The organism is Pseudomonas sp. B6(2017) (assembly GCF_002112765.1).
GTDB classification, from domain to species: Bacteria; Pseudomonadota; Gammaproteobacteria; order Pseudomonadales; family Pseudomonadaceae; genus Aquipseudomonas; species Aquipseudomonas piscis.
Genome location: NZ_NEIQ01000023.1, coordinates 61,178 through 77,987 on the forward strand (window position 1 = coordinate 61,178; position 16,810 = coordinate 77,987).

27 protein-coding genes and 1 pseudogene are annotated in these 16,810 nt (G+C 58.8%); 1 reads left to right on the forward strand and 27 read right to left on the reverse strand.

The annotated features are described in order from the left end of the window. Position 1: 1 nt before the first annotated feature. The 12 genes from CAG11_RS29425 to CAG11_RS29475 all read right to left on the reverse strand — a co-directional run bounded on the left by CAG11_RS29425 (position 2) and on the right by CAG11_RS29475 (position 6,803). A complete protein-coding gene (locus CAG11_RS29425) occupies positions 2–211 on the reverse strand; it encodes a DUF4224 domain-containing protein (protein WP_085599686.1) in 210 nt (69 codons plus the stop codon). Beyond that, the gene (locus tag CAG11_RS33455; protein ID WP_143494812.1) at positions 208–393 is read right to left on the reverse strand and encodes a hypothetical protein; all 186 of its coding nucleotides are present in this window, start codon (positions 391–393) and stop codon (positions 208–210) included. The genes CAG11_RS29425 and CAG11_RS33455 overlap by 4 nt, the downstream gene beginning before the upstream one ends. Next, a complete protein-coding gene (locus CAG11_RS29430; RefSeq protein WP_085599688.1) occupies positions 380–586 on the reverse strand; it encodes a hypothetical protein in 207 nt (68 codons plus the stop codon). Before CAG11_RS29430 ends, CAG11_RS33455 begins: the two co-directional genes overlap by 14 nt. 50 nt (positions 587–636) lie before the next feature. Then, positions 637–1,383 (reverse strand): hypothetical protein, encoded by a 747-nt coding sequence (locus CAG11_RS29435; RefSeq protein WP_085599690.1) that lies wholly within the window; start codon positions 1,381–1,383, stop codon positions 637–639. Beyond that, positions 1,380–1,625 carry a hypothetical protein gene (locus CAG11_RS29440; protein ID WP_085599693.1) on the reverse strand — a complete coding sequence of 82 codons (246 nt, stop codon included), beginning with the start codon at positions 1,623–1,625 and terminating at the stop codon, positions 1,380–1,382. The genes CAG11_RS29435 and CAG11_RS29440 overlap by 4 nt, the downstream gene beginning before the upstream one ends. 52 nt (positions 1,626–1,677) lie before the next feature. Continuing rightward, positions 1,678–2,241: a hypothetical protein gene (locus CAG11_RS29445; protein ID WP_085599695.1), complete on the reverse strand. Its 564-nt coding sequence runs from the start codon at positions 2,239–2,241 to the stop codon at positions 1,678–1,680. Further along, positions 2,238–2,489: a hypothetical protein gene (locus CAG11_RS29450; RefSeq protein ID WP_085599697.1), complete on the reverse strand. Its 252-nt coding sequence runs from the start codon at positions 2,487–2,489 to the stop codon at positions 2,238–2,240. Before CAG11_RS29450 ends, CAG11_RS29445 begins: the two co-directional genes overlap by 4 nt. Positions 2,490–2,533: 44 nt before the next feature. Then, entirely contained in the window at positions 2,534–3,073 is a 540-nt protein-coding gene (locus CAG11_RS29455) for a hypothetical protein (RefSeq protein ID WP_085599699.1), read from the reverse strand. Then, positions 3,070–3,567: a hypothetical protein gene (locus CAG11_RS29460; protein ID WP_085599701.1), complete on the reverse strand. Its 498-nt coding sequence runs from the start codon at positions 3,565–3,567 to the stop codon at positions 3,070–3,072. Before CAG11_RS29460 ends, CAG11_RS29455 begins: the two co-directional genes overlap by 4 nt. A 241-nt stretch (positions 3,568–3,808) precedes the next feature. Continuing rightward, positions 3,809–5,914, reverse strand: coding sequence for a DNA cytosine methyltransferase (locus tag CAG11_RS29465; RefSeq protein WP_085599703.1), 2,106 nt, complete (start codon positions 5,912–5,914; stop codon positions 3,809–3,811). Positions 5,915–5,965: 51 nt separating this feature from the next. Then, a complete protein-coding gene (locus CAG11_RS29470; protein ID WP_085599705.1) occupies positions 5,966–6,334 on the reverse strand; it encodes a hypothetical protein in 369 nt (122 codons plus the stop codon). An 85-nt stretch (positions 6,335–6,419) separates the two neighbouring features. Further along, complete coding sequence (locus tag CAG11_RS29475; RefSeq protein WP_085599707.1) at positions 6,420–6,803, reverse strand: hypothetical protein; 384 nt, start codon at positions 6,801–6,803, stop codon at positions 6,420–6,422. A 113-nt stretch (positions 6,804–6,916) separates the two neighbouring features. Here CAG11_RS29475 and CAG11_RS33460 point away from each other — a divergent pair, with 113 nt between their 5' ends. Continuing rightward, positions 6,917–7,186, forward strand: a complete 270-nt coding sequence (locus CAG11_RS33460; protein ID WP_143494813.1) for a hypothetical protein — start codon at positions 6,917–6,919, stop codon at positions 7,184–7,186. A 36-nt stretch (positions 7,187–7,222) separates the two neighbouring features. Here the strand turns inward: CAG11_RS33460 and CAG11_RS29480 are convergent, their stop codons facing one another. The 15 genes and pseudogenes from CAG11_RS29480 to CAG11_RS29540 form a co-directional block, all read right to left on the reverse strand. After that, entirely contained in the window at positions 7,223–7,537 is a 315-nt protein-coding gene (locus CAG11_RS29480) for a hypothetical protein (protein ID WP_085599709.1), read from the reverse strand. 81 nt (positions 7,538–7,618) lie between these two features. After that, a complete protein-coding gene (locus CAG11_RS29485; protein ID WP_085599711.1) occupies positions 7,619–8,134 on the reverse strand; it encodes a hypothetical protein in 516 nt (171 codons plus the stop codon). Next, a complete protein-coding gene (locus tag CAG11_RS29490) occupies positions 8,131–9,753 on the reverse strand; it encodes a YqaJ viral recombinase family protein (protein WP_085599713.1) in 1,623 nt (540 codons plus the stop codon). Before CAG11_RS29490 ends, CAG11_RS29485 begins: the two co-directional genes overlap by 4 nt. Beyond that, the gene (gene bet, locus CAG11_RS29495; RefSeq protein WP_085599804.1) at positions 9,750–10,562 is read right to left on the reverse strand and encodes a phage recombination protein Bet; all 813 of its coding nucleotides are present in this window, start codon (positions 10,560–10,562) and stop codon (positions 9,750–9,752) included. Before bet ends, CAG11_RS29490 begins: the two co-directional genes overlap by 4 nt. Positions 10,563–10,712: 150 nt before the next feature. After that, complete coding sequence (locus CAG11_RS33875; protein WP_177409195.1) at positions 10,713–10,886, reverse strand: hypothetical protein; 174 nt, start codon at positions 10,884–10,886, stop codon at positions 10,713–10,715. A gap of 163 nt (positions 10,887–11,049) precedes the next feature. Further along, complete coding sequence (locus CAG11_RS29500; RefSeq protein WP_085599716.1) at positions 11,050–11,277, reverse strand: hypothetical protein; 228 nt, start codon at positions 11,275–11,277, stop codon at positions 11,050–11,052. Beyond that, complete coding sequence (locus tag CAG11_RS29505) at positions 11,274–11,678, reverse strand: hypothetical protein (RefSeq protein ID WP_085599718.1); 405 nt, start codon at positions 11,676–11,678, stop codon at positions 11,274–11,276. Before CAG11_RS29505 ends, CAG11_RS29500 begins: the two co-directional genes overlap by 4 nt. 20 nt (positions 11,679–11,698) lie before the next feature. Further along, complete coding sequence (locus tag CAG11_RS29510) at positions 11,699–11,992, reverse strand: DUF551 domain-containing protein (RefSeq protein WP_085599720.1); 294 nt, start codon at positions 11,990–11,992, stop codon at positions 11,699–11,701. Continuing rightward, positions 11,989–12,201, reverse strand: coding sequence for a hypothetical protein (locus tag CAG11_RS29515; RefSeq protein ID WP_085599722.1), 213 nt, complete (start codon positions 12,199–12,201; stop codon positions 11,989–11,991). The genes CAG11_RS29510 and CAG11_RS29515 overlap by 4 nt, the downstream gene beginning before the upstream one ends. 175 nt (positions 12,202–12,376) lie before the next feature. Further along, a complete protein-coding gene (locus CAG11_RS29520) occupies positions 12,377–13,228 on the reverse strand; it encodes a ParB N-terminal domain-containing protein (protein ID WP_085599724.1) in 852 nt (283 codons plus the stop codon). 1,528 nt (positions 13,229–14,756) lie between these two features. Then, complete coding sequence (locus CAG11_RS29525; protein ID WP_085599726.1) at positions 14,757–15,329, reverse strand: SPOR domain-containing protein; 573 nt, start codon at positions 15,327–15,329, stop codon at positions 14,757–14,759. 252 nt (positions 15,330–15,581) lie between these two features. Further along, on the reverse strand, positions 15,582–15,986 hold the full coding sequence (locus CAG11_RS29530; RefSeq protein WP_085599728.1) for a hypothetical protein: 405 nt from the start codon (positions 15,984–15,986) through the stop codon (positions 15,582–15,584). Continuing rightward, complete coding sequence (locus CAG11_RS33465) at positions 15,961–16,224, reverse strand: hypothetical protein (RefSeq protein WP_143494815.1); 264 nt, start codon at positions 16,222–16,224, stop codon at positions 15,961–15,963. The genes CAG11_RS29530 and CAG11_RS33465 overlap by 26 nt, the downstream gene beginning before the upstream one ends. A gap of 107 nt (positions 16,225–16,331) precedes the next feature. After that, positions 16,332–16,550 (reverse strand): annotated as a pseudogene (locus CAG11_RS29535) (hypothetical protein); the annotation flags it as partial. Then, positions 16,547–16,783, reverse strand: a complete 237-nt coding sequence (locus CAG11_RS29540) for a hypothetical protein (protein WP_085599730.1) — start codon at positions 16,781–16,783, stop codon at positions 16,547–16,549. The gene CAG11_RS29540 and the pseudogene CAG11_RS29535, both read right to left, overlap by 4 nt. Positions 16,784–16,810 lie beyond the last annotated feature (27 nt).

Consider the following 16,810-nt stretch of genomic DNA (forward strand, 5'->3'; position numbering starts at 1 on the left):
ATCACCCTGCCTTTCGTGACTTCCATGCCTGAACCTCGGTCACCGCCGCGCCGAATGCCATTACCGCGTTTGCGGTGACGCTAGGCCAGCCATTTACCTTAATTGAATGCCGTATACCGTTGCGCTTTAGATTTGCAATCTGGCGGGCCTTGTTGCGCGCGCCAGTGAGCTGGCACACCTCCTCATGGCTTAGGAACTCGATAGTGCTCATGCCTTCCTCCATGCTTCACGCTGTGCTTTGTTCCAGCCGTCGATCCATCTCTGTTTCGAGAATGGCGAGGCATTGTTCTCCGTCTCAAACGGGTTTTGATTCAGCCCTGCGCCGCGCAAAAACGCGGCATAGCCCTGTTCGAATGGGCCTATTTTCTGGCCGTGCAATTCAGCAGTTGCCATGTCGTGCTACCTCGATGACTTGCCTGATGCCTTTTGCATAGTCAGCAGGCTTTAACTGAGCTGACTGCTCGAGATTGCAGATCATTGTCTCGACTGGCCCGCGGTCGTCGAACATCGACCGCGGCAGGTGGGACGCATGCATCAGCATTTCTGCCGCGAAGTTGCGGCCTTCTTGTAATTCTATGGCGGACACAGTGACTCCTCGCCCGCGTTCGCGGGCAGGCAGAGTTGTTGGGGGAGGGGTTACAGCAAGGTGCCCTGGGCGGGCATTTCGTCTGGCACGCTAAATGTCCAGCGTGGTGGCGAGTTGTGAGACTCGATCCTGCTGCGCATCACTGTGGCCCTGGCCTCCTTTGTCGGGGGCTGGTATGTACCGCGCCAGGCTTGATCGATCCCGATGTTTCGACCGATGTTCGTACTGTCGGCGCTCGAGAGGGGCAGGTGACCAAAGATTGCAGGATCAAGCATGCGTAGGCCGTGAAGCTTGCACATCGGCCTGCCATCGTCGTCGCAAACAACCCGCATTGCCTTCCCCATCTGGACCCACCAAGCGGTACTTCCTGGCTGCGAATAGTCGCCTGAGCTGCCGATGCACACTCTTGGCCAGGAGCTTGCCAGGCGTTCCAACCGCTCAAGGCTTTCGTGCATGTGCCACACGGGGGCGCCGAACCACCGAGGCAATGGCCATTCATCCAGCAGCGCATCGTTTGCGCGCTCGTCTCCGTCGATCACGTCAGGTATCACTGCGAAGTCGCATGCAGGGATCAGCTTTGCGGAAGTTGCCCACTCGTAGAATGGCCGCCAGTCCATCACGGGTTTACCCTGCTTCCATGCCGAGAACGCGCCATTATCGACGGCAAACGACTGGCAGACCTGAGCGGCAAGCGCGAGTTGCCGTGGGTCACTGAAGCTCACAAAAGCGTGGCCACCACTGATGGCCGCCGCGGCCGCTGTCTCTGGCGTGATCGGCAGACCGTGGTAATGAATCATCCGCTAAGCCTCACTGTTTCGATCTCGACGCCCTGGTGTGTTGCCGTGATGATTTGCTCGCCGCCGAAGCGCTCGAACAACTCATCCGCGATCGTCTCTTGGTAGCCCGAACGGATCAGGCGGGTTGCGGTTTTGATGTGCTCGACCCGGATCATTGAGAGGCTGCGAATTTCTAGGCTATACACGATGGCATCGCCGTCGGCGGGGCACGTTGCTACGAAACTGTGGCGATAGATGTTCATGGCCTCGGCCCCCTGTAGACGTTCCAGGCCATGAAAAGCAGGGCGGGGAGGATCATGGCTGCACCTCCTCGGCCAGGGCTGCATCGATAGCAGCATCGATACTCGCCTTGCCGTCTGCCACGTAGGCCTCGCCACCAAGGATGCGCTCGATCGCGCACGGTAGCTTCGTGACGCCAAATTGCGTGCACAGCCACTGGTAGCGCTCGGCGTCCTTGCGCAGCGCCTCTGCATTCTTCACCCAGTCGAGCCAGGCATCCAGGTCGTAATCGCCCTTCATTCCTTCGCGCAGCGCCTCGTTCTCGGCCTGATCCTCTCGCCAAACGTCTCGAATGCCCATGGCGGCTGCTTTGAGGGTGTCGTTCTCGGCCTTGAGCTGGGCAATCTCGCGCTGTCTCTTTCGCTCCTGCTTCTGCGCCCGCGAGGCGTCCTCACCCATACGTTTGGTGCTGCCGCGCATACTGCTGTTGTCGACCTCCAGCCGCTCGATCTCCGCGAGCAGGGCCAACGTTACAGCCGGTGGCACAGCCATCCCGTAATCGTTCAGCGCTGCATAGTCGCCGCTGTCGTTCTGTGCAGCCTGGGCCAGCTTCTTGAGGCGTTCTTTGTCGATATTCATGGCTGCACCTCCTGCATCTGAGACCTGACCGCGTCCATGCAGGTCTTTTGGACGACGTCGAGGATGGCCTGCGAATATGCGGCGCCGATCTGCGCGCACATCGCTCCAGATGCTGCGGCAAAGAAGCCGGCCCACACCTGCGCCAAGTCCTTCTGCTCGCTTGCCCCGTTATCGACGGCACACTGAACGAACTCAGTTGAGAGCAGGGACCACATCTCCTGACCGAGCTCTACGTTTTTGTTGGGCATGACTTGTCCTTGCCGCTGCTGCGGCTGGCTGTAATGGGAAGGGGTTACTGCTGGGGAGGGTTGAGGCGCGCTACTTCGTCGAGGCAGGCGTTCCAGCCGTCTGCGTTGTCGCGCAGCTTTTCGCTGAAATGGTCCGCGCATTGGCGCTCAGGCAGCACCACCGCAGCCGGCGCGGGCTGGGCGCCTGGGCGGGTGTAGAGCGGGACGATCTTGTAGGCCTGCTTTCCGTAGTAATTGGCTCGCTCCTGAGTGGTGACGAAGCCCTGGTGCACCCCGTCGTCCCTGTATTGGACTTCCCATGCCACCGGTTCGCCCTGATGCTGCAAGAAGGCGGCTACGTCGTCGTAGCGAACCCACACGCCATCCGGGTCTTGGATCTCACAGGCCGTTTGATCCATGTCGAAGCGCGGCAGACTAGATAGCGATGCCGAGATTCCGGCATCGGCAGGCTGGGCGAGAAGTTCGCGCAGCTCCCGGAAAGCCTGCCCATGCTCCATTCCAGTTAGTCGCTGCCTGCCCCCGTTGAGGGCTCGGAAGCAAAGCTCGGCGAGCTCACGCGGCACGCTGATCGTTTCGTTACTCATGGCTTCCACCCGTGCTTGCTGCATGGCTCTACGCCGGTATCGCCACAGTCCGGGCAGTCCAGGGCGGCGCGGGCTTTTGCTCTTCCGGAGATCTGCCGCGCCACGTCTTCGACCCCGCACAGGCCATCCTGCTCAATAGCCGCGCTCGGCTCTGCGCTGGCGGATAGGATGGCTTCGATATCGGTCTTTACCCCTTCTCCGGTCCAGTCCAAGTCGTCCACGTTTTTCAGAATGTCGAGAGCGTTTTCCAGCAGCGCATCCCGCTCGGCCAGCTTGGTGCGTAGTTCGTCAATTTCCATTTGCATACCGCCAGCCTGTAGGCGAATGGCGCTATTTTCATTCTCCAGCCTCTGCGCCTCCTCGAACCAATCACGCCGCGACAGCTCGCGGTCCTTGTCTGTGAACGCGAGAGCGTCTATCTGCTCGTCCTTTTGGTTCAGGTCGGACTGAAGGGCAGCTACTCGCTGCTCCAGGTGTAGGTTTTTTGTGCGCATGGGGAGTCCTCCGATTCGTCTAACTGACGAGCGGTGATTGATTCGTGATTTGTCGTGAATCGCGATGAAGTTGCGGGATGCTGCTTGGAAAAAACCCAAGAGGAATCAGTTCAGTCGTGACAACAGAATAGGTATCACCTCAACAAAGCGGTGATACCGATATGCAGAACCTGAACGAAATCCTTGAGACTATTTCTCTGATACTCGCCATTTTGTTGGCACTGAAAGAGCTTGGCTGGCTTCATGCTGCCTTTGCCTGGCGCTCCGCCATTTTCCATGGGTCGTTGGCCCTGGCCAGCGCTGCCATCGGCGGTGGGCTGACGCTGTTGCCGCACATGTGCACTTGCTGGGTCTTCGTGAAGGGCTTGCCGTCCGCGCCGTGGCTGATGATGTAGTCGGCGGGGAAGCCTTGAGCCTTGTACAGCTCGGCTGGTTGCAGCATCCTCAGGCAGATGTCGACGATCACATACGGCGTGCCCTTGATGGTAACGGTGACCAGGCCCAGCCGATCTTTGGTGGTGATGGTTGGCGCGGGTGCGTCGGCGGCGCTCATGTTCTCGGTGCCGTAGTAGCTAATCAGGAAGGCGGCAACCCGCAGCGCACCGGCTTCAACCTCTGGCGAGAGCTGCAGCTCGACGAGCGAGCTTTTGCCACCACCGCCGGCGGTGATGGTCGGCGCCGGTTCGTCCACTCCCTGGCCGACGCTGGCGCCGAACTGACGCTCCATGAATGCGGTGACCAGCCCGTGGTGAGTGCCGCCAGCGCTGATGGTGTGCAGCGGGTCGTCGGCGTCCCGCGCATCGCAGTTGCCGCGCAGATGCACCAGGTTTGCGGTCACCAACTGCTGCTGGCTGCCGGTGTTGGTCACCGTGGTCATAGGGTCCTCAATGCTCTTGACCGCCGTAGTGTTGAAGCCTCCATTCATTTGGGCCATGAACACCGTCGAGACACCCATGGCGTGTGCAGCACCAGCCGGGCGCTGGTAGTTGCCACCGCTGGTGATCGTCGGCAGCGGTTCGCCGAGCGCCTTTCCTTCGTCCGCAAACCTGAACTTCACCAGGTGAGCGGCTGCAATTGAATGCCCGCCGCTGGCTGTCACCGTCCCCAGGGGGTCACCGGCAAATTTGCTGCCGTCGCCCCAGCGCTGAACACCGCCGGGGCTCCCCTCGCCATGCGCAGCAGTGACCATCACCGGACTGATCAGCGTCAGTTCGCCACGGTTGGCGCAAGTCACTGTTGGAAGCGGGGCAGATGGGTCGTTGATGCGATCGCTACCCTGGTGCGTGGCTGGCGCGATGATCGGGCTGGCAATAGCGAACGATCCGCCGCGAGGCCACGATGTGACGGTACGCAAAGGCTCGTTCGCAGATTGCACGCTTTCCCCTGACCAATTCGCAATTGGCACGATGAATGGATCGGCTGCATCGATGACAAATTTCTTCATCCCCTTGGCGATCCGGCGTAGGGTGGCATCTGCCAGCGGGGTCGGTCTCCCGAAAATGCTTTTGGTCGGCACGGCCCAGTCGATGCACTCAGCGGCGGTGCGCCACTTCTTCTGGCCCTTGGTCGGGTTCTTCGCATGTGTCGGCTCAGGCCACACAATCGGCTGGCCGTCACAGCGGGCGATCATGAACAGGCGTTCTCGGCTGGTCGGCGCACCGTAATCGCAGGCCTTGATGACTCGCCATTCAACTGAGTAACCCAGACCCTCCAGCAGTTGAACGAACCGGCGCCAGGTCGTGCCGCGACGCTTCGGGTCTGGCACCAGGAACTGATTCGAGACTGGCACCTGTTCGCCGAGATCGGCTACCCGGTTGATCTTGCTCTTGGGCTTGGCGGGGTGCGGCACCAGGTCCAGGGTAACGACTCGACCAGTCGCCTTGTCACGCTTGGCGATCAGCGGACCCCACTGAAGGATCTGCTTTACATTCTCCAGGCTGATGACGCGGGGCTTCTTCTTGCCGGCCCACTTCAGGCCGATCCATGACAGGTTGCGAATCTCGCGCTTGCGTGGCTGACCGCCGGCGGCCTGGCTGTGATGGGTGCAATCTGGGCTCATGTGGAACCAGCCCACGGCCCGGCCCTCGCATTCTTCGTCCGGGTCGCCCTCGAACACGTCGGTTGTGAAGTGTCGCGCCGCCGGGTGATTGGCGGTATGCATGCTGATGGCCGCGGGGCTGTGGTTCTTGGCCACGGTCACTGGCCGGCTTAGACCCATCTCCAGCCCAGTACCGGCGCCGCCGCCACCGCAGAAGAAGTCGACAACGATCTCATCGTCCTGAGTACTGAAGCCAAGCCCATACTGGGTTTTAAAGTCGAAGGGGTGTTTCTTCTGATGTGCAGACATAGGAGGTCCTCGCCGGGCGGCGTGCTTCGTTGAGTTGGGGAGGAGGTTGGGTTACAGCGAGACTTCGCCGATATCGATCTTGCGGAGTTCGAGCACTTCGATTTTCTGTGTGCCGTCGGTGATCACCCAGCAGGGCAGCTCAAGGTTTCGAAAGGTGCCGTGGTAATTCCGGTAGGCGCCAAGCGCGGCCTTGCGGAAGGAGTCGGCCACGATCTTGCCGATCGGCATCGGGTTGCCCCCCCCCAGTAGGCTCAGCTCGAAAACAGATGTGTTGGAGATGCGTTTGTCTGCTGCCCGGATGGTGCTAGGGGAAAGCTTGAACTCCCGGGCGACCTCGATCACCCGCTTGTAGATCAGGGCATCGTGAATCTGCTGGTCGCGGGCGCCGTTACGCAGGCCCGCATAGATGACTGCTTGCATAGGTTTCTCCGGGCAGCCGATGGCCGTGACCTGGCTGGCGTGATCGATGGGGTAGGGTGGAGTGCTGGCGGGTAGAGCGGGATGGTCAGGCCAGGCGAACCTTAAAACCGAACATGCATTCGATATCGTGGTACTCGCACTGCTCATAGGCCTTGTACTTGGCCTGTGATGGCGTGCTGGCGAACACCTGGACAATGGTTCGATTGGTGATGTCCCACCAACCACAGCCAGAGACGAGCACCTGGTAGCTCTTCAGCGGCAGCTTGTCCGCCATCTCGCCGTACTGCATTTCCCAGGTTGGGTGGTAGTTGCGGATACGCTTCTTCGGGTCACTGTCGAGGATGACGCCGATGTAGTGGCCGCGGTCGGCCATGATCACGCCGGGCTCGCCGTTGGCGATCACTCGGCGCCCGACCTCGGCCGGCACCTTGTAATGCTCACGCACATACGCGCAGTTGTAGTTGCTCATGGTTTAACTCCATGCATGCGCCGCCCTCCGCGCTGGTGGCGGCATGGTGGCTATTTGGGGTGGGATGGGGTATTACAGGGGCGTCGGCATAGGGCCGGATCAAGGAGGGCAAGGTGATTCAGCGTTCAACAGCGTTTGAGCAGTGGGCTTCTCAACAAGGCGATAAGCTCATAGAGTACGGCCATGAAAACGGATGCTTTTCAGAGGTTCGATTGCGCCGCACTCATAATGGGTTCATAGGATACATGTTCATCGGTGTCTATCGCGAAGACGGCAAGATGATCACCGAGCAAATTCACGACATTTCCGATGAGACTGATGAAGAGGCCTTGGAAGTGGCAATGGCAGAAGCACGTCGCTGGGCGCTGAATCCACGACGCTAGCAACTCCAGTGACAGGATGCAGCGAATAGGGTGGGTCTATGCCTCTTCAGCATCGAGTCGAGACGCTTTGCGCTGGCCTGCGCTATGAATCATCCGCGCCACGTTTTCGCTAACTTGGATTCTGTGGCGCGGACTTTCAATTACCTGATAGGAGAGAGTCGGGCCCAGAGCGTGAGCGTTCAGGATCAGGTTCTGAACTGCCTCACTGATCTCCTCAATACCGTTCCAGGTCATCAGCTCTTCAAGCTTCTGCCGAGTGCCCAGCCGTAGCCTGTGCCGTAGTTCCCTCTCGTCGTACTCGATCCGCTTCGCGGCGGTTTTCGCAGATCGCTCTTTTCCAGTTTTGGCCATGGTCTACCTCTTCAATTTCACTGGCCGGCAAGTCCAGCCAAACCTGTCGTCGCCGCGTGCGGACCTGGTTGTTGATCCGCTTCAAGCTCGCTTCTCCCAGCGCCTGGGGAAGTTGAACTCATAGGTGAGCTCCAGGCGGCGGAGGAGTGAGTCGGATATGCCAACCTTCCTGCATGCAGCGATGCGTGAAAGACCGTCATCCCGTAATGCTGTCAGACGCTCAATGAGCTTCAGATCCCGCTCCCTGTCCACGATCTTGCTCTTGAACATGAAGCCGCCCTCATGGGCTGCCCGGCGCATTGCTGATTCCGATTTGCCGGTGGTGGCCATGGCCTCGCCGATGGTCATGGTCTTGGCCAGCTCGCGGATCGTGTCGACGTAGGCCAGGCGCCGCTTGAAGTGGCTTTCACTAGTGCGCTTGAGTGAGCCGCGAGGGCTGCTCTTAACGTGCTCGCTGCCTGCGTCCTTGCGTGGTCGACGGGGCTCGAACCTAGACTCCAGCACCTGTATCTGCTTGCCGGACATGAAGAAGGCAGCCTTAGCCTCCTCCAGTTCCTCCTGGCGCTCGGAGCGGACCAGAATGTAGTTGTTGGTCATGCTGCCACCTTGACCAGCCTCACGCCGGCCACATTGAACGCGCTGCCCTGGGCCGCAACCATCGCGTCCAGCTTCTCCCAGTCCACGGTGAGAACCGAGATGGGGGCATGGCCACCGGCTACGGCATGAATCAATGCCTCCAGATCGAAGACCTCAGCCTGAAGGGCTACCGGTACTGCGGTTGCGGTTGATGGACTCGACGCCGACTGAGCCGGTGCTGCAGCTTTCACCGGTGCCGGATTGGTGACCGGGGCATGCTCCATTGGCGCCTTGGCCTTCGCCTCATCTTCGATGCGCTTCAGCTCCTGCTGGCGGATCTGCTCTCGCTGGACCTCGGCTTTATGCTCTTCGGCCTTTTGATGTTCCGAAATGCGCACCTTGACCAGCGCGATCAGGTCGTCATTGGCCTTCATCACCAACTGCTGAACGTCGTTGAAGAGGAAGGCGTGGTCGACCGCCAGTTCGGCCAGGCTGGCCAGGTTCAAACGAATGCTGTCGGCGATCTGACTGGCGGCGATTTTTGCCCTGGCCAGCTCTGTATCTACGGCGTCCTGCAGGCTTGCGATCGTGCGCTTGTTCTTCATGGCTCCAGCGAAGTCGGCATCCACCGTGGGCAGCATGACCCGGCCCAGGGTTCTGTTGATTGCCGCGACGTGATCGGCCAGCGACTGCTCTGCTTTCTGCTTGATGCTGGCTTTAACCAGCAGTTCTTGAGCCTTCACCAGCTTGTCGACCTTGAGGCGCGTTTCGCGGGCGTGTCCACTGATGCGATCCAGCGAAGCGAACAGCTCATCTATAGTCTGGGTCTGCGACAGCGCCTGCTTCTTGGCCGCGGCTACAGCGCTTTCGACGTCGCCGCACCACTTCACAGCCTTCTTGGCATCGGCGAAGTCTTGGTCTGTAACCAGTGTGGTTTTGACCGAATCGATCACCGCCAGCGCCGACTCCTCGAACACCTTGAGGTTGCTCGCAGTAACCATGCCGGTCAGCTCGATACGCAGGGCTGGCAACTCATCCGGCGACTTGCCGACGACAATCGACGGCGCTTCAGCCACTTCGAAGGTGGCCAGGTCGGCCTCAAATTGCTTCCAGCCTTCGATCAACTGGGCGGCGCGGCCGGCGACGGGCCGGTACTCCATGTGTACGAAGTTTTCGGCAGTGCCATCGGAGCAAACGAAAATCACACGCTCGGCGCCGCTGACCAGCAATTGCTGCTCAAGCTGCCAGAAGTAGTGCGGCTCCAGCTCTTCAGCTTTCACTTGAGCGACCAGTGACTCGTTCCAAAGCTTATGCTCGAACAGGGTTTCGCCAAGCATTGTGGCGCCATCCATGGAGGCCAACAGGTTGCCGTCGGTGCCGACCACGGGATAAAGCTCTTCACCGATCATTTCTTCGACGATTGGTCTGGCCATAGCTTCGGCAGAGTGGCCTCTGTCGAAGATGTGCTGCTGGGCTGGAGTGATGTCCGGAGCGATGCCGGTTTTCTTCACGGTCAACAGTTCGGTTCGGGTCTGGTACTTGGAGGCGCCCAACATGGCGGGAGCCTCGGAAGCAGTGAAGTACTGACTGCGGAGTGCATGCCACTCCGGGGAACCTTGGGCTACGTTGTGAATTTTCATGCTGGCTCACCTTCAATCGGCGCGAGGCCTTCGATGGTTTCGATCTGCTGATCGGTCAGGGTGTACTTGCTGCGGACGTTGGAGATGATGTGTTCAGGGCTAGTCCTGCCCGCATCGACGAGTGGCTGCCAAACAACGATGTTCTTTGCCAGAAGATCATCCGGGTATGCTGGTAGCGCCTCTGGCCCCGGCTCAGGCTCTGGCTGCCTTTGCGGGGTTACGTCGCGGGGGACTTCATCGAATGATTTCCCCTCCATCTCGTCGGCGGTCGGTGCCGAGCCAACCTCGGGAAAGGCTTTACGCAGTGCCTGGGCCTCGGCGCATTTTGCGAGTTGGGCAAATGCCCGGCGTTTCCACATGGCATTTGGGGCGACAGTGTCTTTCCCTGATGTGGCGTAGTTCTCGAGCCAGCGCTCATTCGCCGTAAACTCAGCGACGAGCCCGTTCGACATCTGGCGCTTGACTGTCACCCGGCACCATTCCGGGTATGTGACCTCAACGCCGCCCAGCTTGGCAGTGACCGGCGGACCATACTCGGGGTCGCTGATTCCAGCGTATTGCCCGGTACGCGCCGCCTGGATGCGGTAGAGGCCTATGCCTGGCATCACCGTGTCCTGCATCTTTTTCGTCTTGGCGTTCCAGATCGGCACGATGTGAACGGGTTTCAGCATTGGATCGAGGTGTGCGGCTTGGCAGTAGGCCAAAACCATCACAACAGAGTTCTTTTCGGCTCCTGGGTAGAGGCTGCTACTCAGCACTTCAACGAGCGCTGCCTCCGACAATGCAGGAAACTGGTCATCCTGCTTCATTACTGCGGACATGGGAGATCCTTGCCGCGAATCTCGCAGCGCTTTATCAGAAGGGTTACTGTGTGAGGTGATCGGCGAGAGCGCTGATCAGCATTGCGACAATGCAGAGGGCGAGAGCAGGGAAGGAGCTACGCCAGTAGAGAAGTGCGATCACGACTCGACCAGCGAGAGAAGCCGCTCGCCCAGCGTTACCTTGGCGTTGACCTGCTCTTTGTTGATGCTGGTGAGGCGCGCTATCTCAGATAGCGACATGCCTTCACGACGGAGTTTTGCGCAACGGATAGCCAGTTGCTGGCCGCGCTTGTGAGCGCCTGCGCCGCTCATTGCCGCGACCTGATTGCAATTCGACCGTTCTTGATAGCCTCTACCAGGATCGGGGGCAGAGCTAACACTGGAAGGTTGCGAGGAACTCCAGCGTTTACTACAGCAAGACTCCGCTCAATCTGCTCTATCTGTTCGTCAATCAGGGACTTCACAGGTGCTGTGGTCATGCTGATTTCCTCAGTTGCTCAACGCGTTGAGTGGTGGTGACGAAGACCTTGTCGCGGATGTTGCTCAGTGTCGGAAGGTCGAAGACGCCGATCTTCTCGAAGCCTTCAAGCATCCCGAGGACGAAAGTCTGGTCCGGTACAGGGGTAGGGGACTTGGCCAGCTGGCGAAGCTGCGACATCACCTCGCCGATCGCCAGGGCGTGCATCTGCTCTGGAGTCTTCAAAATCCGCACTCCTGCTCGACGCGATCGCTCTCACGCTTGGCGTCTCGGTATTCGTTGGCGTGCACGGCGACCAGGTCGCTGGCGATAGACCGAACGATCTGTGGATCGCCGCCGACAGCTTCGATGGCCCAGGTGTGCAGAATTCCGCCGTCTTCCCGCCTGATCAGTTCAATCAGGATCTTCTCGATGTACCGATCTGGATCTGGTTTCGCGGCCATGTAATCCGCAAGCGCTTCTGGTAGGTGGTCGGCGTTGACCAGGATCTTGCTTCGGCCAACCGGGTTTGGCGCTTCGATGTGGTGCCGAGAGAGCAGATCGTCGACCGACTCAGCCAGCCATTCCTGGCCAGCCTCTGTGTCGAGAAAGTAGTCTTCCGGAATGGGCTTGCGCAGAGCTGACATGGTCGCCTCCAGGTGGTGGGTTACTCGGTGGGTGGGGCAGGCAGGGGCTGCCAGTGGGTGACATCACGGTCATTTATTGGCTCATACCATCCCGCGTATTCGGCGCTTTCTTTCACGTCATACCAGCCGAAAGCCTCGGTGATACCGTCCTCTTCTCCACAATCATCATCTGGGTTGTACAACCCATAGCCATTCAGATACTGAGCCGAGAACACAAACTTCTGCCCATCGACGACAGTGCAGACGATGTACTCCTTGGCCGTTCCTGTTAGCTGTTGTGGCAGCCTGTCGCTGCACTTGATCCAGCCGATCATGGCTTCACCCGGGCGGCGAGCATGGCGTCGGCCAGTTCGTAGCACTCGGCTACCAGATCTGCGCGTTTTGCATCAGCGGTATTGGGGTCTGCACACAGTCCTTGCAGCGCCTTGGCCGCGAAGTAGTCGCGCAGGGTCATGCCATTGAAGTCGTCGTCGTGCTGCAGGCCTGGCACCGGGAATGCCGGGCCACCAGTTGGTTTGCTCATTGCGTGAACCTCAGTAGGACCGCATTGGCCAGGAGCCAGGCGCGGGTGACCAAACCCACCGTGAAGGTGGCCTGGCGCCTGCCAATGCGGTCGTATGTGAAGGGAAGGGGATGCAGCTTCGATTGGCAGAAGACTGCATCGGATGCTCCAGGCCGCTTGGTTGGATTGAGCGGACTTATCGCGGCTGAGCGCCGTCCAGAGCCTTGCGCAGCTCAAGAACAAGCGCGGTTGGAACGGTGAGTGAGAGACTGTCTTCGTCTACGGCATCGAGCGATGCAATCAAATTGCGTGAGGCTTCATGGACAGCTTCAAGACGAGGCTTTGAGACTGAAGGGCCTTTCATGGTCCCGGCGGTAACGCGCTTCTTGCCACTGGCCTTGGCCTTCTCCAGCTCAACACCCAGCACCTGGCCGGCGCTGTCACCGTGATCCCGAACGACCTGTGCTGCCGTTGTTGCCGACACATGGCCAGCAGCTACCAGGTTCTGTACATCGGTGTTCGCGTTGCCCACGGTAAGCACTTGCTCTACGTGCTGCCGAGTCTTGCCGACCTTCTTGGCGATCTGTTCGACTGGCCAGCCGAACGCACGAAGGCGCTTGTAGCCCTCCGCGAGCTCGAGAGGGGAGAGCTTCTCGTTCTCCTGGCTCGAGATGATCCTGGCAACACGATCAGCATCGCTGCCTTCGAACATCCGCACATCAACCCAATACTCGGTGACCTTTGGGTTTTCCTTGCTGGGCAATCGCGGCAGTCGACCGGCCTGGTCAAGCTTGATCAGCGCCCGGCGCCGGCGGTGCCCGTCAACCAACCACACACCACCATTTGCCCGTGGCCTGATCTCGAGCGGTGGGATGACACCGCCATCAGCGATGAACTCCGCCAGGGCTGAAATGCTGGCCTCTAGCGACTCACCTTCGGTGCGAAGGTTGAACCCGGGCTCTTCGTGAATATCTTCAAGCCGAACCTTGATTGCATCGGCGCGGCGAACCTCTCCGGCGGTGATCATCTGCCTGATTGATTTGGTCATTTTTGCTTCCTGGTTGCTGCGTAGGTTGCGATTACTCGTCAGCACTCTGACCGACTGCTGGTTGCCGATGGGCGCAGGGGAGGGTGCTGGCGAGTAATGGCGGAAAAATGAAAGCCCCGTTGGACGTTCGGGGCTTTCACAGATGCCGTGATTTAGTTGCGAGGTTCTTGGCGGGACAGTCAGCACCCGAGCACTGATGCCCCGCATCTCAGTCGAGGCTTTTCACGGATCGACTTGGATTGACCGGACAACGGGCTTTTCGCCGCATGCGCTTCGGGCTGCACATGGCTAAGCGCCGCGCCGATCAGGAGCAGTAGGAGCATAGGTTCCTCCGGTTGTCAGGTGATGCAGGGGGCCGCTTCGCGGTGTGTTCTCGTCCGCATCGGGGTGTGATCTGGACGGTGCTGATCTCCGTCGTTGGCGCCTAACTCGATGTGCCTCAGTAGCTGCCAAACGAGGTGCGGTTCGCGCATCAGCCTGCGCATTCAGATCACACCCCGATGCAGCCTGCGATGGGGAGCAGGGCATCGGGCCGTCTTTCCGGCTGTCACCGCACAACCATTGAGCCCGTCATGCGGAAGGGCTATCCCTTTATGCGCTTGGGAGTCCAGCGGCCGGTTAACCCCGGTCAGGATTCATTTCCCGTATAGCCCTGTCTCCAAGGCCAGCCAGTGAAACCAAATGGCCTGCTAGATCGTTGTGCTCTGTAGTGATTGAAGGCGGCGCTCGTTGTAGATCCCAGCATCCGGAGCGTCTAAGAATCGGATTGAGCGCGGCTCGTATTCGCTTACGGAGCCGTCAGCAAACTCAACAATCGCGGTGGTTTGGCTGCCGGAACCGTAGCCGCTGTCGTGGTAGGAAGATCCCCACCTGTGAAACGAACCCTGACGATTGTCACGGCCGTCATCCCAAAGGGTCATTACTGGTCGCATCGTTTTCTCCTCCAATGGATTCCCAATGCCGCTTCATCGAAGCGGCATCAGTGAATCTCGTGGTGCGCCGCGACCCGCTACTGGCGTCGGTCGCGGCTTGAAGCTCGTTGGTGCGCATCCGTTACCACCTGGCCCTAGTCCAGTTCGCTCCTCTGTATCTGGTCACTCACCGCGCCGCCGGTAGCCGGTCGGCGCAGCTCGCTTCCTCCCAATTACCGCCGGGGAAGGCGGGGCGCATTGCATGCCGGGTTACTCACACGGTTAAGGCGTTTCGCCATCGATCAGCCGTACAGGTTGTTCCTGTCGTTGGCGGGCTATCTGACCCGTCTGATCGCCGGTCGCCAGTAGAGGCAATGCGGTCTGTTGGTATTTCTGTGTTGCGCTGACTGTTAAAGAACGGCGGGTCTCTTGAGGCCCTTCGCAGGGGCTGTGTGTCGCTGCGATGGGTTAAATCTACAACCTATAGTTACAGTCTGCAAGCTTTTTGGTTGTAGGTATTTAGATTTAAAGTTGTTGATTGGTTCTGCCATGGTTGTAGGTCCGAATCGCAGGCATGAAAAAGCCCGCACTAGGCGGGCTCTGATAGGCCTGTCGGGTCAGTCAATGATCGGTGGGTACTTGCCGCTCACCGAGTCTCTGTAGACGATATCGCCAAAGAACTTGTAGCTTTCATGGAGCTTGGCCAGCGCTTCGCGAGCCTCGCTTTTTGACTCGTAAGGTCCAGCTCCCCATTGCCCCTCTACCATGTTGACCAATGGCAGGCCCAAGGACCGCACGGCCTCTTGAAACCGATCAACATCTTCGGGCTTGCAGGGGATGGAGGCCACCCAGCCATTCCTGAGTCTTGGCGCTGCAACTGGCTCAACATCAGCCCCGCAGTGTTTGCATTTGATGGCGGCATTCTTGATGGTTTCCGCACAGGCGGGGCAGGGCCGGGCATCAGTTGCAGTGGTTGTCGACGGGGCAGAGCCTTTACCGCCGAGCATCAAGATAATCAGGCCGGCGAGGGCGATCATCCCGCCGACAATGGTATGTAGCTGGCGATCAGCCATAAGCCCAAGATTGTTCACTCTACCGCCAGATCCAGTAGCGACAGACACGTCCATGCTCAGTGCGAACACAGCCCAGCAAATGCCCACCACCAAGGCAAGCGTCCCAATTCCTTTCATTGGACTACTCCTCAACTAGATCTGGAACTTTACCATCCATGGCGAATAGCCTCCATCGGCGATGGCTTGCAGGCCTGGCAGCGGGTCGATTTATGGGGGCGGGAAGGGCAGATACAAGAAGGCCGCCGACCAGGTGGAGGAGTGATCATGGCGGAGAGATAGCTAGGCGCCCAGGCTAAGCTTAGGCGTAGATCTGCAATGGTGCAGATACAAGAAGCCCGGCGCTGGGCCGGGCTTTTTATTCAAGGATGATCAGTGAATAAACTTCGCGGCAGTAAAAGCAAGGCCGGCTAGAGCGGCAGCAACGCTGACGAACTTCCAAGTCTGCTCATTGATGGCCTTTTGAAAAGAGACGGCAAGATCCTGAATATCTTTGCTGCTAGCCCTCACAAAGCCGTTCAGGTCGTCCTTAGAAGCTAGTGCGGCCAGATCAGTCTTTGTAGCCATCGACGACTCAATCGAGTCAAGTCGCATTTCGACGCGAACAAGTCTCTCCCTAAGGTCAGGGATTGCTTTTTCTAGCGCCGAAACTCTTGATTCCAAACCTCCACCCCCTGGCGGGTTGCCTCCACCATGCTTGGAGGAGTCCCCGATCTCCTGACGATACTCTTGCATCAGATATCTTATATTGTCAGTCACATTCGACTTTTCGTCCATGTCTCAGCTCATTAAGCACATTTTCATATTGCTCAAGATCGGCTATCACGCCGTCGATGTTGTCAAATGCCTCTTGACCTTCTTTTTGAGCGTCCTCGTCCTCCATCACGCTTATGACTGAGGATAATTTGATAATAGAAACTGCAAGAGCAGTTATCGCGCTCTGTAGCGGCTCTGTGAGCGCGGTAACATCTCTCAAGGTGATCGCCCGATCATCCGGATCGTGCTTTTCATTCATGATATTTCCCTAGCACCCTCAAAATTAAAATAAGTTGTGCGCGCATGTATCTTCTCACGCCTACAGCTCATCAGCCCGGCGGTGGTTGCTCTACTGTACACTGCAAAAATCCTTCCTGCCTTCACCTCTTCCGCATACCCCTCCATCTTGTCCTCCGCCTCCTGAAAGCTTAAGGCTGCCTCAATCAGTTCTCGAGCCTCTTGCTCATGGCCGGCTTCTGACAATCGGGTAGCTATCTGCATCAGGTTTACGCCTGACCACTTGAGCAGGGCAGCGACCTCTTTCAAGTCGCGGCGCAGTTGTTGGTTGGGCTTAGTCAGACTCATAGTCCGCTCCTGGCGATCAATCCATCCTGAACATCGTCTGCGATGCCTAGAATGACTTCATGCTGCCCTCTGAGGGACTTGCCGATCTCCATAAGCTCTATCGCATACTCGGACAGGCCCGCCTCATTTAAGCGCTTGGCGACATCAAGCACCTCCAACGCGGTCCAGTCTAGAGTGGCGGCATGACCATCTAAGTCTTCATAGAGCTCTTGGTTGGGTTTGGTTAGGGGCATGGGGTGCTCCTTGTGGCGATTGGACAC